Annotated in this window: 18 protein-coding genes; 13 read left to right on the top strand and 5 right to left on the bottom strand. The window is 30.4% G+C overall.

Features of this window, described 5'->3' with window-relative positions; genetic code table 11:
• Positions 1 to 413 precede the first annotated feature (413 nt).
• From ABIQ27_RS00995 to ABIQ27_RS01055, 13 genes are all read left to right on the top strand, one after another.
• Positions 414 to 1,085 carry an ATP-binding cassette domain-containing protein gene (locus ABIQ27_RS00995; RefSeq protein ID WP_348031207.1) on the top strand — a complete coding sequence of 224 codons (672 nt, stop codon included), beginning with the start codon at positions 414 to 416 and terminating at the stop codon, positions 1,083 to 1,085.
• Positions 1,086 to 1,361: 276 nt separating this feature from the next.
• Positions 1,362 to 1,535, top strand: a complete 174-nt coding sequence (locus ABIQ27_RS01000) for a hypothetical protein (protein WP_348031209.1) — start codon at positions 1,362 to 1,364, stop codon at positions 1,533 to 1,535.
• Between the two features lie 71 nt (positions 1,536 to 1,606).
• A complete protein-coding gene (locus tag ABIQ27_RS01005; RefSeq protein ID WP_348031211.1) occupies positions 1,607 to 2,179 on the top strand; it encodes a hypothetical protein in 573 nt (190 codons plus the stop codon).
• Positions 2,180 to 2,398: 219 nt separating this feature from the next.
• Positions 2,399 to 2,647 carry a type II toxin-antitoxin system ParD family antitoxin gene (locus ABIQ27_RS01010; RefSeq protein WP_300586298.1) on the top strand — a complete coding sequence of 83 codons (249 nt, stop codon included), beginning with the start codon at positions 2,399 to 2,401 and terminating at the stop codon, positions 2,645 to 2,647.
• Positions 2,640 to 2,939, top strand: a complete 300-nt coding sequence (locus ABIQ27_RS01015; protein ID WP_348031213.1) for a type II toxin-antitoxin system RelE/ParE family toxin — start codon at positions 2,640 to 2,642, stop codon at positions 2,937 to 2,939. The genes ABIQ27_RS01010 and ABIQ27_RS01015 overlap by 8 nt, the downstream gene beginning before the upstream one ends.
• 480 nt (positions 2,940 to 3,419) lie before the next feature.
• A complete protein-coding gene (locus ABIQ27_RS01020) occupies positions 3,420 to 3,617 on the top strand; it encodes a hypothetical protein (protein ID WP_348031215.1) in 198 nt (65 codons plus the stop codon).
• 56 nt (positions 3,618 to 3,673) lie between these two features.
• On the top strand, positions 3,674 to 4,330 hold the full coding sequence (locus tag ABIQ27_RS01025; RefSeq protein ID WP_348031217.1) for a hypothetical protein: 657 nt from the start codon (positions 3,674 to 3,676) through the stop codon (positions 4,328 to 4,330).
• A complete protein-coding gene (gene gwsG / locus ABIQ27_RS01030; protein WP_348031218.1) occupies positions 4,306 to 5,256 on the top strand; it encodes a grasp-with-spasm system ATP-grasp peptide maturase in 951 nt (316 codons plus the stop codon). Before ABIQ27_RS01025 ends, gwsG begins: the two co-directional genes overlap by 25 nt.
• Positions 5,240 to 5,419, top strand: a complete 180-nt coding sequence (locus tag ABIQ27_RS01035; protein ID WP_348031220.1) for a hypothetical protein — start codon at positions 5,240 to 5,242, stop codon at positions 5,417 to 5,419. The genes gwsG and ABIQ27_RS01035 overlap by 17 nt, the downstream gene beginning before the upstream one ends.
• On the top strand, positions 5,409 to 6,503 hold the full coding sequence (gene gwsS / locus ABIQ27_RS01040) for a grasp-with-spasm system SPASM domain peptide maturase (protein ID WP_348031222.1): 1,095 nt from the start codon (positions 5,409 to 5,411) through the stop codon (positions 6,501 to 6,503). Before ABIQ27_RS01035 ends, gwsS begins: the two co-directional genes overlap by 11 nt.
• Positions 6,496 to 8,691, top strand: coding sequence for a peptidase domain-containing ABC transporter (locus ABIQ27_RS01045; protein WP_348031224.1), 2,196 nt, complete (start codon positions 6,496 to 6,498; stop codon positions 8,689 to 8,691). The genes gwsS and ABIQ27_RS01045 overlap by 8 nt, the downstream gene beginning before the upstream one ends.
• Positions 8,692 to 8,791: 100 nt before the next feature.
• A complete protein-coding gene (locus ABIQ27_RS01050; protein ID WP_348031226.1) occupies positions 8,792 to 9,982 on the top strand; it encodes an HlyD family efflux transporter periplasmic adaptor subunit in 1,191 nt (396 codons plus the stop codon).
• Positions 9,983 to 10,129: 147 nt separating this feature from the next.
• Positions 10,130 to 10,585, top strand: coding sequence for a DUF1569 domain-containing protein (locus ABIQ27_RS01055; protein WP_348031228.1), 456 nt, complete (start codon positions 10,130 to 10,132; stop codon positions 10,583 to 10,585).
• 127 nt (positions 10,586 to 10,712) lie between these two features.
• Here the strand turns inward: ABIQ27_RS01055 and ABIQ27_RS01060 are convergent, their stop codons facing one another.
• The 5 genes from ABIQ27_RS01060 to ABIQ27_RS01080 form a co-directional block, all read right to left on the bottom strand.
• Entirely contained in the window at positions 10,713 to 10,877 is a 165-nt protein-coding gene (locus tag ABIQ27_RS01060) for a hypothetical protein (RefSeq protein ID WP_348031231.1), read from the bottom strand.
• A gap of 19 nt (positions 10,878 to 10,896) precedes the next feature.
• The gene (locus ABIQ27_RS01065; RefSeq protein WP_348031232.1) at positions 10,897 to 13,095 is read right to left on the bottom strand and encodes a zincin-like metallopeptidase domain-containing protein; all 2,199 of its coding nucleotides are present in this window, start codon (positions 13,093 to 13,095) and stop codon (positions 10,897 to 10,899) included.
• Between the two features lies 1 nt (position 13,096).
• Positions 13,097 to 13,567, bottom strand: coding sequence for a hypothetical protein (locus ABIQ27_RS01070; RefSeq protein ID WP_348031234.1), 471 nt, complete (start codon positions 13,565 to 13,567; stop codon positions 13,097 to 13,099).
• Positions 13,561 to 14,100, bottom strand: a complete 540-nt coding sequence (locus ABIQ27_RS01075) for a hypothetical protein (protein ID WP_348031236.1) — start codon at positions 14,098 to 14,100, stop codon at positions 13,561 to 13,563. The genes ABIQ27_RS01070 and ABIQ27_RS01075 overlap by 7 nt, the downstream gene beginning before the upstream one ends.
• Before the next feature lie 111 nt (positions 14,101 to 14,211).
• On the bottom strand, positions 14,212 to 14,568 hold the full coding sequence (locus ABIQ27_RS01080; protein ID WP_348031238.1) for a hypothetical protein: 357 nt from the start codon (positions 14,566 to 14,568) through the stop codon (positions 14,212 to 14,214).
• Between the last annotated feature and the right edge of the window lie 9 nt (positions 14,569 to 14,577).

Below are 14,577 nucleotides of genomic sequence, written 5' to 3' on the forward strand. Positions count from 1 at the left end.
GCGTTTCGCAAGAAATATTATCTTAGTGGAAAATAATTCGTTCCGAACTTCGCAACTGACGAGAAGCAGCGGAACGTTATAGGAAACCCTTTTTCACGAACAAGGTTAACAAGACACAGAAAATGTAATAAAAGCCAAATGAAAAAATTGAGATTATTATTGGAGTTTTACAAAAGCACTTTGGCTATAAATCTTATTTTGATAATTGTTTCTTTGCTTGCTGGAACTGATTCAATATTTACAAATTTATGTGTTATTGGAACGCTGATAATTTATCTTTTTAAAGAATTCTACAGAAAAAATGAGTATTATTTTTACTTCAATAACAATGTTAGTGTTCTTGAATTATATGGTTTTTACTTTGCCGTCAATTTTTCTATTTCAATTATAATATTCGCAGCTAACTATCTAATATGAAATACACGCTTGAAATAGATAGTATAAACAAATCCTACAATGAGAATATAATTTTGTCGGACATTTATTTGAAATGTGAAACGAATGATATTGTTGGAATATTTGGCAGAAATGGTAGTGGGAAATCTACACTATTAAAAATAATTTACGGAACGCTAAAAGCTGAAAACAAGTTTATTAAACTAAACAACAAAGTAGAAGAATTTCCATATAAAGTAGAAAATGGAATATCATATTTGCCTCAAGAAAATTTTATACCTGAATATTTTACAGTTAGAAAAGCAATAAATTTATCAATTGAAAATTCAAAGTTGTCACAGTTTTACAATGACGAATTGATTAGCAAAGTTATAGACAATAAAATTGCAACGTTATCTGGCGGAGAATTGAAATATCTTCACTTAAAAATTGTTCTTTTCAACGATTCAAAATTTTGCTTGTTAGACGAACCTTATAATGGAATATCTCCAATTATGATTATAGAAATTAATAAAATAATCGTTGAACAATCTAAACGAAAAGGAATAATAATTACAGATCATAACTATAATAATTTGCTCGAAATAGTCACTAAAATTTACTTGATAAAAAACAGAACTGGATATCTTTTGAAAGATAAAAATGAATTAATAAAACATGGTTACTTAAATGCTGGCATGTTGGAATAAATAGTTAGGGCTTCCTATAACACTTGCTAAAACTTATGGCTGGTTTTTCGGTAATTTGTTCGTTTACTTTTCATAACTTCGCTTGGTCGGTTATGGAAAAAAAGCCTTCCATAAGCCGCCACAAGCTCTAGCAAGGAAACGTTAGCGGCAAGTTTGCCAGCGCAAAAACGGAAAAGAACCTTTTCAAAAGACAAAAACCTTAATGGAAATTTGGTACACGCTGAAATGCCAAACAAAAAAAGTGAGTAAGCTATTTAAAAATAAATAACTAAGATTATGGATGATGAAAAAATTATTGAAGGTGGAAAAATTACACTTTTAGCTGGCGCTGGTGCTGGTGCGGGAGCATTAGTTGCAACCACAGCAGCAATTGCGTTAGCTGGTCCAATGGCGATTGGTGCAGGTATTGCATGTATTGCTTATGGAGTAATAAAAATCTTTAAAAAATAAAGACCATATTAGTAGTAGCTGTTAGAAATGTTATAACAGCTACTACTAATTATAAAACCAAAACTTTAATTATGAAAAAAATAAATCTTTTATGTTTTTTAATATTCACTTCAATAATTATTTTTTCTTGTTCAAAAGAAAATAGAATACAAACTAAAATTGATGAATATGTAAAGAAAAATTTTAACGATCCAGAAAGTTATGAATTGATAGAACTAAAACTAATTGACACATTAACTACAAAAAAAGCTGCACAATATATTATTGACATTAGATCTGGCATGATTGATAACATTAATGAATATGTAAAAAGTAAAAACAAAGAAATTAGTGATAGAGCATTATCAGCTTTTTTAGGTGGTCCAAGTTTTGCGTTAAACGAAGAGGTTGAACAACTAAAACAAGAAAAAGCTGAATTAACTAAGTACAATGATACAATTTCAATGTATCAAAAAGAGAATGAAAGAATTAAAAAATTCCTAAGCAAAAAAGGTATAGTTTATTTTAGGTATAAACACAATTATAGAACTAAAAATAATACTGGTGTCTTAATAAAATATACTGATACATTACGCATTGATAAAGAAGACAATATTATTGAAGATTATAATTCTTATATCCTCAAAAGTTTAGAAGACAAATAAAACCTGCCACTAACAGCGGTTACAAGAAATGGCGAGAAATGTTCAAAATTCACATTTTTCTTTCGCAAGAAATATTATCTTAGTGGAAAATATAGCGTTCCGAAGTTCGCCACTTCTTGTAGCCGCGAAACGTTGGCAGTAATTTTTCGTCCGTGCAAAAAAAGAACTTTTTTCTTGGAGTATTACCAAATTTTGGTAACTTTACTAAAAAATGAAATTATGGGACGTAATACATCAGTTTCTTTAGGAAATTATTTTGAAAGCTTTGTAGACAATACAGTTTCGGAAGGCAGATTTAAAAACGCAAGTGAAGTTATTCGAGCAGGTTTAAGATTGTTAGAAGAAGAAGAGAATAAAATAATTGCTCTCAGAAAAGCAATCAACGAAGGTATTGAAAGTGGTTTTGCCGAAAATTTTAACCCGGAAAAACATCTTGAATCACTAAAAGCCAAGAAGAGAAATGGCTAAATATGTACTTACCAACAACGCAGTTGATGACTTATCAAAAATTTGGGATTATACATATGAAGTTTGGTCTGAAAACCAAGCTGACAAATATTATTTTGAGTTATTAAATGACTGTCAAGAGTTGGCAGAAAATCAGACTTTAGGTAAAAATTATAATGAAATTGAGAAAGATCTATTTGGTTATCAATCTGGTCGACACCTCATATTTTACAGAATTTTGAATGTAGCCAAAATAGAAATTATTAGAATTTTGCACTCAAGAATGGATTTGAAAAACAGAATTCAAGAATAAAACTACTGCCAACAGCTGTTTAGAAAAATAGCATCCGTCAACACCTTATTTTATTGATATTTTTATAAAAAAAATAAAATTAGTACAACATAAGTACAACAAATGAGAATATTTTTTTTACGCTTTTTTTCAAATTTATACTAAATGTAACCAAAAATATATAATGTAAATAAAATCTAAATAATTTAGACATTTAATTTCATTTAAGCTATTTTATTAAAAATTTGAACGATTTAATTAAAAATTTGAAATTTTTGCATAATTTAATTATTGTAAGAAAATAATTTACCTTATGTTTGTTGTAGGAATATAATTCTGTAAAAAAAGCTTTAATAATTGATATTTATCTATTACGTGAAGCAATCGAAACTACGAATTATGGTAGAATGCTGTAATAAAGTAAATATATAAAAAGAGTTTAACCAAGGAGTTAACCGAAAAGCCTTAAAAGTGAGTAGGTAAAATTTAATATTTTTAACAATGAAAAAATTAGAAGATTTTAAAACTGAAGAAGTAAAATTAGGTAAATTATTTACGGGAGGTCGTGTTGCGACTTCATCTAGTAAGCCAAATGGTGGTTGTCAAGATGTTACAACAGATTCTTTTGATGATAAAAACGGTAATGGTGTATGGGATACTAATGAATGGGGAGAAACATCAACACGAACAGTATGTTAACTTAATAAAATAAAGCCTCGAAAATTATTTTCGAGGCTTTATAAATAAAATTCAAAATGAAAAAAATCAGCTTTATTATATTCCTCTTAACATTAACGACTTCGTGCTCTAAAGATTACTTATTCAATAACCATCAAACCAAAGTTTCTCAAGAACTTAAAAAAATAAAAAATTCTGACCAAGCAGTTAGATTTTATCCTCAAATGGTAAATTTAAAATATAATATTAGAGATTTTTATTCGGTTTCTGATAGTATATATAATGCTGATGTAAAACTTGGAAAAAAAAGTAAACCATTTGATTTTTCTAAAATTCCATCTGAAAAAATACAAGTTTCAAAGTTCCCAAAACAAATACAAGATGATTATTATGACGAATATGAATCTGGACAAAAATTAATGGTGTATGTAGATTCAATCAATAGAAAAGGAATGTATGATATTATAAAAAAATACGGCTATCCTTCATTTTATAATAGAAAATGGAAAGACACAATTAATGTAAGAATTGGTGTGACCGCTATATTAACCCATACAGATTATAATACTGCTTTTGGCAAAAAACTATTAAAGCTGATGTTAAGAGAATATTTTGTTGGACGGATAGAGGAAGGTGAAATGAAACAATTCTTATGGCATGTTGATGGCCGAAAGGGGTATCCATACGATTATGTAATAGATAAAGAACGATGGTCAAAGAGATTGAGAGAATAATAATCGTTACAGAAAGTGATGATAAATCATCTGAAAAAGTTATCGATTGGTTAAATCATTATGAAACTTCCTATTTGCGTAACAATGTTGATAGTGGATTTCAAAAATTTTCCATTTTATTATCTAATGAAAAAACATCAACTTCATTTTCTGATACTTTTTTTTGGAATCGAAGGGGATACTTACCTATAATACCTTTTGAACTAAAAAAATCGGAATGGATAAATTATTTATCAAAAGAACAAATCCCTGTTTTATTTTCGTTAGAAAAAATTAACCAAGAAAATTATCTGGGTTCCTATAAGAATGAAGCTTGTAATAATAAAATATTAAATCTTCAAGTTGCTACAAGTGTTGGATTAGAAATTCCTAAAACTATAGTAACAAATAACAAGAAAGATTTAGTCAATTTCTGTGAAAGCAACAAAAGATATATCACCAAATCAATATTTCAATCACCTAACCTCAAAAGAAAGAATGAATATTTATATGGAAATGGGACGATTGAATTAAATTTAACAAAGACCGCTGAAGTGTTTTCTCCTTCACTTGTTCAGGAATATATTGAAAAAGAGATTGAAATAAGAATTTTCTTTATAGAAGATAATTTTTTCTCAATGGCTATTTTTTCTCAAGGTGACCAAAAAACAAAGATTGATTTCAGGAACTACAATATTGACAACCCTAATAGAAATGTCCCCTATAATTTACCAAAACAAGTTTTAAATAAATTGAAAAAGTTTGCCCAATTAATTAATTGTAACACTGGCTCAATAGATTTAATCCTCACACCTGCAAAAAAATATGTTTTTTTAGAGATAAATCCAATGGGGCAATTCGATTGGCTTTCTCAGGATTGTAATTATTACATTGAAAAAAAAATTGCAGAAATTTTATTAAAAAAAAATAATGGAAAAAGAAACTGAACAATTACTCCCTCTTGAGTTTAAGGAAATAAATGTTGTAAAAATTGATACTGAAACAATTCCTAAAAAAAAGTTTGTAGAAATTGAATTTTATCAATCCAATAAAGTTAGCGTTGAGAATTTTTACAAACCAATATCAAAAATTATAAATCTTGACTTCTAAAAACAAAAAAATTAAATTATTTGCTTCTTGTATCCCTGTAAAAGGGGCAAAAAGAAGTATAATATGTGATTTGCAGAGGCATGCGTATACTTTTGTACCTAATGACCTATTTGATGTTATAACCACATGTGATGGTTTAAATATTGAAGCTATTAAAAAAAAATATCATAATAAGTATGACGATATTATCGAGGAATATTATCAATTTTTATTTAAAAATGAATTTACTTTTTCTACTGAGAATCCAGAATTATTCCCCAAGATGGATATGCTGTGGTTTGAACCTTTTGAAATAACTAATTCAATTATTGATATAGATATAAAATTTGAAAAAGAAAAAATACTATCTCAACTGGAAAACCTTAAATGCAAGTTTGTAGAGTTTAGGTTTTATAGAGGAAATTACATGCAGCACATTAAGAAAATTTTGGTTTTTTTGGAAGAAAAAAAATCTATAATTAATTCTGTTGGTTTTGTAATACCCAGTTCAATTGAATTTGGTTTTAATGATTTGGAATTTCTAATAAATAATAATCCTAGAATTTTTTATTTTATTGTTACAGGTTCTGATGAAAATAAATTAATTGAATTAGAAATAAAAAAAGGAAGTTACATTGCTTATACTAAGGATAAAATAAAAAATTCGTTGCATTGTGGCATTATTACAAATAAAAGTTTTGTAGTTAATACTAAACTTTTAACTGAATCAACGGGATATAACACTTGTCTTAACCGCAAAATTTCCATTGATATTAATGGGAATATTAAAAACTGTCCATCTATGTCGGAAAGTTTTGGCAATATCAAAGACAACACACTTGAAGAAGCTTTAAATCATCCTAACTTTAAGAAATATTGGAATATTAATAAAGACCAAATAGAAGTTTGCAAGGATTGTGAGTTTCGATATATTTGTACGGATTGTAGGGCTTATATTGAAGACCCAAAAAACCAATTTTCAAAACCATTAAAATGTGGCTATAGCCCATATACGAATGAATGGGAAGAATGGAGTACTAATCCTTTAAAGCAAAAAGCTATAGAATTTTATGATATGCAAGAATTGATAAAAAAAGATGCTTAAAAAGTTCCCATTCTATAAACAAGCTGACTCCAAAGACTGCGGCGCAACTTGCTTAAAAATAATAGCAAAGCATTATGGCAAAACGCTCAATATTCAAACATTAAGACTACTTTCAGAAACAACAAGAGAAGGAAGTAATTTAGTAAATATTTCAGGTGCAGCAGAAGCATTTGGTTTTAAAACATTGGGGATTAAAATTAATCTGGAGCAGTTGCTTGAAGCCCCTTTGCCATGTATCTTACATTGGAATAAAAATCATTTTGTTGTACTCTACAAAATAAAAAAAGGAAAATTCTACATCTCTGATCCGGGTTTTGGTTTATTGGAATATTCCGAAGATGAATTTATAAAGTTCTGGATAGGAAATAATACTGACAAAACAATTAAGGAAGGAATAACCTTATTAATGGAACCTACTATTAAATTTAATCATTCTGATTTTGACAGAGAAAATGATAAATCCTTTGGCTTTGCATTATTGTTAAAATATTTAATCCCCTATAAATCTTTTGTAATTCAATTAGCCATTGGTCTATTGGCTGGAAGTTTATTACAACTCGTTCTTCCATTTTTAACGCAAAGTGTTGTTGATGTTGGTATCCTGAATCAAAACATTCATTTTATTTATTTAATTCTGTTTGCTCAACTATTTTTATTTTTTGGACGTACTTTTTTGGAACTTATAAGAAGTTGGATTTTACTTCATTTGTCTACTCGAATTAATATCTCCCTTATTTCAGATTTCTTTATCAAATTGATGAACTTACCTATTTCATTTTTTGATGTAAGAATGACAGGAGATATTATGCAACGAATCAATGACCATCATAGAATAGAAAAAATACTTACTACTTCTTCTTTAAATGTATTGTTTTCTATTTTTAATATGTTCATTATGGGCGGGGTTCTTGCTTACTACAATTTAAAAATATTCGCTGTATTCTTTATTGGAAGTATTCTTTATTTTTTTTGGGTTACACTTTTTTTAAAAAGAAGAAGAGAACTCGATTATAAACGTTTTTCAGAAGTATCACAAGAACAAAGCAAGGTAATTGAACTTATCAATGGAATGCAGGAAATTAAACTCCATAATGCAGAACAACAAAAACGTTGGGGCTGGGAATATATTCAAGTTAGATTATTCAGAGTTTCAATGAAAGGACTATTACTTGAACAAACTCAAACAATCGGTTCTAACTTTATTAACGAGTTAAAAAATATAATAATCATTTTTCTTTCTGCTAAGCTCGTTATTGATGGACAAATCACACTTGGTATGATGATGGCAATCAGTAGTATTGTAGGAAGTCTAAACGCCCCTGTTATGCAATTAATTGGTTTTATTAGGGAGGCTCAAGATGCTAAAATATCATTGGCTCGTTTATCTGAAATTCATGAAAAAGTAGATGAAACACAACAAGAACAAACCCAAACCCATGACATACCAGATAACAGTGACATTATAATTAAAGATTTATCTTTTAGATACATTGGTTCAGATGCTCTTGTCTTAGAAAATTTAAACCTTACCATACCTGCTAATAAAGTAACAGCAATTGTCGGAACTAGTGGAAGTGGCAAAACCACTTTAATGAAATTGTTATTAAAGTTTTATGAACCTAATAGCGGCGAAATTAATATTGGTAAAACATCTTTGAAAACAATTGCACAAAAACCTTGGCGGAATCATATTGGTTCTGTTATGCAAGAAGGGTATATTTTTAGTGACACCATAGCCAATAATATTGCAATTGGAGCTGATATAATCAATAAAGAACGATTGGTTTATTCGTCTGATGTTGCCAATATTAAAGATTTTATTTTAGATTATCCATCAGGTTATAATACAAAAATCGGGATGGAGGGTGTCGGGATGAGTACAGGTCAAAAGCAAAGATTATTAATCGCTAGGGCTGTTTATAAAAACCCAGAAATGTTATTTTTTGACGAAGCTACTTCTGCCTTGGATGCCAATAATGAGAAGGAAATAATGGAAAAACTAAATATATTTTTTAAAAACAAAACCGTTGTTGTTATTGCTCACCGATTGAGTACTGTTATGAATGCTGACCAAATTGTAGTTTTAGAGAAAGGGAAAATTGTTGAAGTTGGTAATCATCAGGAATTGGTAAACCTCAAAGGAAGTTATTTTAAACTGGTTAAGAATCAATTACAATTAGGTAGTTAATAATATGGAGAATAAAGACACCTTTTTTGAATTAAGAAGTGAGGAAGTACAAGAAATACTTACCCGTGTTCCCAATTGGTTAATTCGATGGGGTTCAGTAGTGATTTTAGCTATTCTATTAATACTATTTTTTGTATCCTGGCTAATTAAATATCCTGATATAGTTTCTACTCAGATTATCATAACAACAAATGTACCTCCGCAAAAATTAGTTGCTCATAATTCAGGAAAAATTGAAGTAATTCTTGTAAAAGATAAAGTAGCTGTTTTAAAAGATACTCCTCTAGCCGTAATAGAGAATACAGCCAATTACAAAGATGTTTTTCTATTAAAAAGTATCGTTGACAGCATCAATATTGACAAAAGTAGTTTCCCTTTTGAAAAGTTAAGTAACCTACAATTAGGAGATATTGAAAGTAGTTTTGCTGTATTTCAAAAAGAGTATAGTATCAGTGAATTAAATACAAAATTGCAACCTTATAAAGTTGAGGGAACGGCTCAAAGTTATGAAGCCATACAGTTAAAGGAGCGTTTAAATTTATTAGAATCCCAAAAAAGCATCAATCAAAATGAATTGGAGTTGCAAAAAAGTGATTTAGACCGTTATGAAACTTTATATAAAAAAGGAATTATTGCTACTCAAGAAGTAGAAAGACAGCGGTTACAATACTTACAGGCGCAAAAAAACTATAAAAACTTGCTTAGTACCATTTCACAATTAAAGTCCTCTCTAAACGAATTAAACCGAAATAGTAAAACAACGAAAATCAACGAAAATAAAGAGAATGTAAATGTAGAGCGTAATGTAATACAAGCTTTTTATGGACTCAAAAATTCTATCAAAGATTGGGAATTAAATTATGTTTTGCGCTCCTCAATTGATGGCAAAGTTTCTTATTTGCAACTTTGGGCAGAAAATCAAACCGTAAATGCTGGAGACAATGTTTTTGCGATAATCCCATATAATGAAAACGGCTACATTGGAAAGGCTAAAGCACCAGCACTAAACTCAGGTAAAATAAAAATTGGTCAAAAAGTAAATATTCGATTGGCTAATTACCCTGATAGAGAATTTGGAATAGTTGAAGGTACTATAAATGCCATATCTCTAACTCCTGATAATTATGGTAATTTATTAATTGATGTTGCCCTGCCCAACGGACTGCAAACCTCCTATAAAAAGAAAATAGCTTTCCAACAAGAAATGAGCGGAAGTGCTGATATTGTAACTCAAGATTTACGATTAATTGAACGCTTATTATATCAGTTTAGGGATGTTTTTAAAAGGTAGCTACCTTATCCCTATTTTTCAAATACCACAATTAAAAAGCTCTCGATGAGAGCTTTTTATCTTTCATCGATTATATAAGTTGAATTCTTCCGAGTACTAATAATTGAAATTCATTTATATTTACACCCTTAATTTAAAAACAGCAAAATGGTTGATATTTTTAACGAAGAGGGAGCAAATGAATTTATTGACAGAATAAACAAACTAAAAGAAAATATGCTCCCTTTTTGGGGAAAAATGAATTCGGCTCAAATGTTGTCACATTGCAATATGGTTTATGTATATGTATTTGAAATTGACAAGTTAAGAAGACCCAATTTTTTAAAATTACTTTGGCTTAAATTATTTTGGAAAAAATATATGGTAAGTGAAAAACCCTATGAAAAAAATAGCCCGACAGCACCAGAGTTTATTATAGTAGGATATACTGATTTTGAAAAAGAGAAATTGGAGCTGATTAGCTATATTCAAATGACACAAAGATTAGGTGAAAACTATTTTGAAGGATTAAAAAATTATGCTTTTGGCAAATTGTCTGCTAAAGAATGGAGCAATCTATTTTCAAAACATTTAGACCACCATTTAAAACAATTTGGGGTTTAAAATATCCTTATAGGTAATTCATAAGTACTTTATATTTACAAAGAAAAATAATTAAAATAAAATTATCGAAAAGCAAAGCCGTGTTACATTTCTGCAACACGGCTTCCCCAATCAACCAAAATCAAAACTATTTCTTTGCTTTAGCTTTTACAACTCTACCTCCTTTAACGTACCTGTAACCCTTTTTAAGCGTTCCGTCTTTTTTCACTCCATCTCTAACAATTACGCTACTGCATAATTTTTTTGCCGATACTCTTTTTGTTTTTTTTGTTTTTGTCTTCTTTGCTACCATGATTTTAATTTTTAATTGGTTATTTAACTGTGAATGATAATTTACTTTTACTCTTTTCTTTTTTCGGTTCATTGACTACCTTTTTGTAATACATCGAGTATTTAAAAGTTAAGTCGTTCCCTCTGTTTTTCTCCAATGTTGCAAACCTTTGTTTTGGGTCTTGATGTGAAGAGCAATGAATTACAGAAGTTGGGTTGTGCGCCATCTTGTTACCGCCATACATTGCACCGTTTTCTTTGACTTGAGATATAAAGCACCAAATTACTTTTGGGTAATTCGTTCTTAAATAATTCAATTGGTCGGCTGTTATTTTTAAATCCGTAACGGAATCCGCTATTATGACCTTAACTACTTTGCAGAAATCCTGTAACTCTTCAAAAGGCTTTTCTAAATAGCCTTTTATAGCTATGTACTTTCTACCTTTCTCTGTAGTATTTCGGTTAATGCTGTCTAGCGTGTCTTTACTCTCTATCCCACCTTGTTCATAATCGATGTAGGCTACTGGCGTTTGCTGTTCCCCGAAAGCATTAGCAATCTGCATGGCCAACTGTGATTTTGAACTGTGCTTATTCCCTTTAATCAGGATAAGTGCTTTGTGTGGTTGTTGCTTTTGTAAAAACTTTCCAATTTCTCCACCCAATACAAAAACATCTTTAGCTTCTTTTGGTGCTGAACCCGCTGAAACAAAGCCTAATTTTTCTAATTGATTCAAGCTTTTATTCTGATCCAAATTAGGTAGTCTTGTGCTTACCCCAGTTGGAGCTATTTTTGTTACTGGCTTAACTTGTTTTTTCTTTACTTCAGTAGCTTTTTTAGTTTTGGCTTTTGCCCCCAATCCTGCGAACAAATCCAATTGCGCACCCTGTTTAGTTTTGCTTTTGACTTTACTTTTAGGAGTTCTTTTTACTGGAATTTTTACAGCTACTTTTTTTACTGGCTCTTTCTTTTTTTCCTGTTCCTCTTCTTTTTCATTATCGGAATTTCGGTTTAAAATGTAATTAACCGCCTTTTGAGATTGTGCTGAAGCTTTGAGAAAAAAACGGTTATCGTTCTCTAGTTCATTTACTAAAACCTTGTTCCAGTTTTTAAGGTATTTTGCCGAATTCTCTTTTGTCTCAAACAATATTCCTGCTTCCGAGCATAAAAAAACTGCTCCCAATTCTGCAATAAGTTCCTCAAAAGCATAATTTTTACTACCAAACTTTCCGGAGAAATCTCTACCTAATCGTTTTACCGCTCCAGTTGAATGGGTCAGCTCGTGAAAATAGGTGCAGTAATACGATGCTTCTTTGTTAAAGGCAGTTATTTTAGGCATATTGAGCGTATCGGTGGCAGGTTGATAATAGGCTCTGTCTCCAACAAAAGTATAATTAGGCGGGTTGTTATATCCGTCAATAAGTACCTGTGCTTGCTGAATCGGATTAACCTTTTTACTCTCTGTTTTATCACTTGGGAATTTTAACCCTGTACAATGGTCTGCTCTGAAAACCTTGTAATATTTAATTATTGGAATTTTTACCAGATGTGCTTTTAAATCTTCTTTGGTTAAACTGTGAGATTTTGCAAACTCAGTAAACTTTGATTTGTCGGTGGTTTTGAATTTTAATTTGCCATCATTATAATTAAAAATCATAGTATAGTAAATCACTCGCCTTGCTTTGTTTCCTTCAATAAGTGTTGCGTTAGCTTCTTTAATTTGATTAAAGGTTAAATAATACGGCTGAATAAATTTTATCGGTACTAAATACCCTTTGCCATCTTCATCAAATTTCACATCGAAATTCAATAGGAAGTTTGCTCCTGTATATTCTTTCTTGCTTACATAATTTTTGGCTGTTCCGTCAGCTCCTGAACCAACCCAATCCTTTTGCCAAGGCAGATGCCCGACCTTTTCAATGGTATTGATAATTAAATCCGTTATGTAGCTGTAAATATCATCGGGAGAAACGCCATTTAAACCACCCTCTTCATCAGGTTCGGATTGATATTCCAAAGTCGGTAAAATGATATTTTGCTCTGCGCCACTTAACCCTAATTCAGTAATAAAGTCGTTGATTTCAATAGTGAAAACGGAATCATTATTTTGTTTTAAAACGTTTGTGATACGCTTTGAAATAAGCACATGATTTTGCTTTTTGGCTCTTGCCAAAAGGTTCTTTAATGTACTTCGGGAAACCTGTTTCCCGTCCAAATTGTTAAATGATGTTACTAAATCCATACTACCCGATTATTGAATATTCTTTACCTAAAACCCCTAAAATGGTTTCAATCTGAATGTCTTTTATTCCTGTAATTTTTACCAGGCTTTCCATATTGGAAAGGTTCTCCAGTATTGGAATTTCAACTACCAAATCCTTTAATATAAACTTGCCTTTGGCAGGAACTGAAACAAAAGATTTGTTTACCATAATAGTTGCAATTCGTTTGGCTGTTTTGTCTTTAAGGACAATTCTTTTGACTATTGCAATCACACCATCGGGGCTAAAATTATCATTGGTTGGATTGAAAAGCGTTACATCTATAGTGAAGCGCATCCGCTTAAAATTGGTGTCAAAATTTCTAAACCCAGTCGGTAATGCTTTTAGTTTCCCCATAGTTTCTTTCCACTTATTTACCTTGTTTTTATACCATAGTATAGAGGCTCCTACTAATGCGCCAGTAATTACAATATGCTTTGCTTTTATTACCATAGACTTGTTTTGTTACGCACGAAAACAACCGTTTTATAACCTAAAAACAGCAGCGTTAAAATGCCCAATCCAATTAAAAATTTCTCCAATTTTGATAATGGCTTTTCAATCACGACAGGAATCTTTTTTATCTGAATGATTGTTTTAACATTACTGGTTTTGGTGGTTAAATTTTCGTTTTTAGTTTGTGCCATTTTCGAGTAAAACTCTAGTTGTTTGGCTAGTTTATCATAAATCAGTTTATAGCTGTTATCGCCTGAATTTTTTGAAGTATTAAGCTTTGATAAAATCTCATCAACCTTTGCATTAACTAGGCTATCAAGCTCACGGTTTCCTGTACTGCTTTGAACAACTGGAGTAATAAGTTTATCATCAATCGACTGATTAATGATTACACTTTTTACGCTGTCTCTTTTCTGAATTTCGCTTTTGAGAACCGTGTTTTCCTGCTTGTATTTTTTAGCTGAAGAACAACTGATAAAAACTAAAGAAAGTAATGTCAGTATTAAAAATTTAGTGATTGTCTTTTTCATTTTTTGGTATTTTTAAAAGTTGTTTTTATAGTAAAGAAGAACATTTCGCCTGCTTCAAGGATGTGGATAAAATCAAATCCCCAATACATACTGGCTACTTCTATCAGTTTATTAAAGACTTGTCTTTTCACTTATTAATTGCTTTAACTTATCGAAAATAGCCCCTAGCAAATCTTCCATTCTTTTATGGAAAATGGTAGAAAATGAACCGCACCAAGCGCAAACCACATAAGTAAAAAGTTTGCTCGTATGGAGGAACTGGTCAAAGAAACCATACACCAACAGAGCCACAAAAAATGATACAATGGCTTCGGCTAAAAACCACTTCCAAGAGGCTTTTGCTCCCTGTCTTACTTGCTTTATTATTTTAACAAATGCCCCCATACTCACAAGGGCTAGAAATAAAAGAAAGTCCATTATCTGTTTAGAATGGCTGTTGAACCATTCCCATATTTGCTGTTTTGTCATTATTTGTAT

Source organism: Flavobacterium sp., assembly GCF_039916025.1.
Classification (GTDB): domain Bacteria; phylum Bacteroidota; class Bacteroidia; order Flavobacteriales; family Flavobacteriaceae; genus Flavobacterium.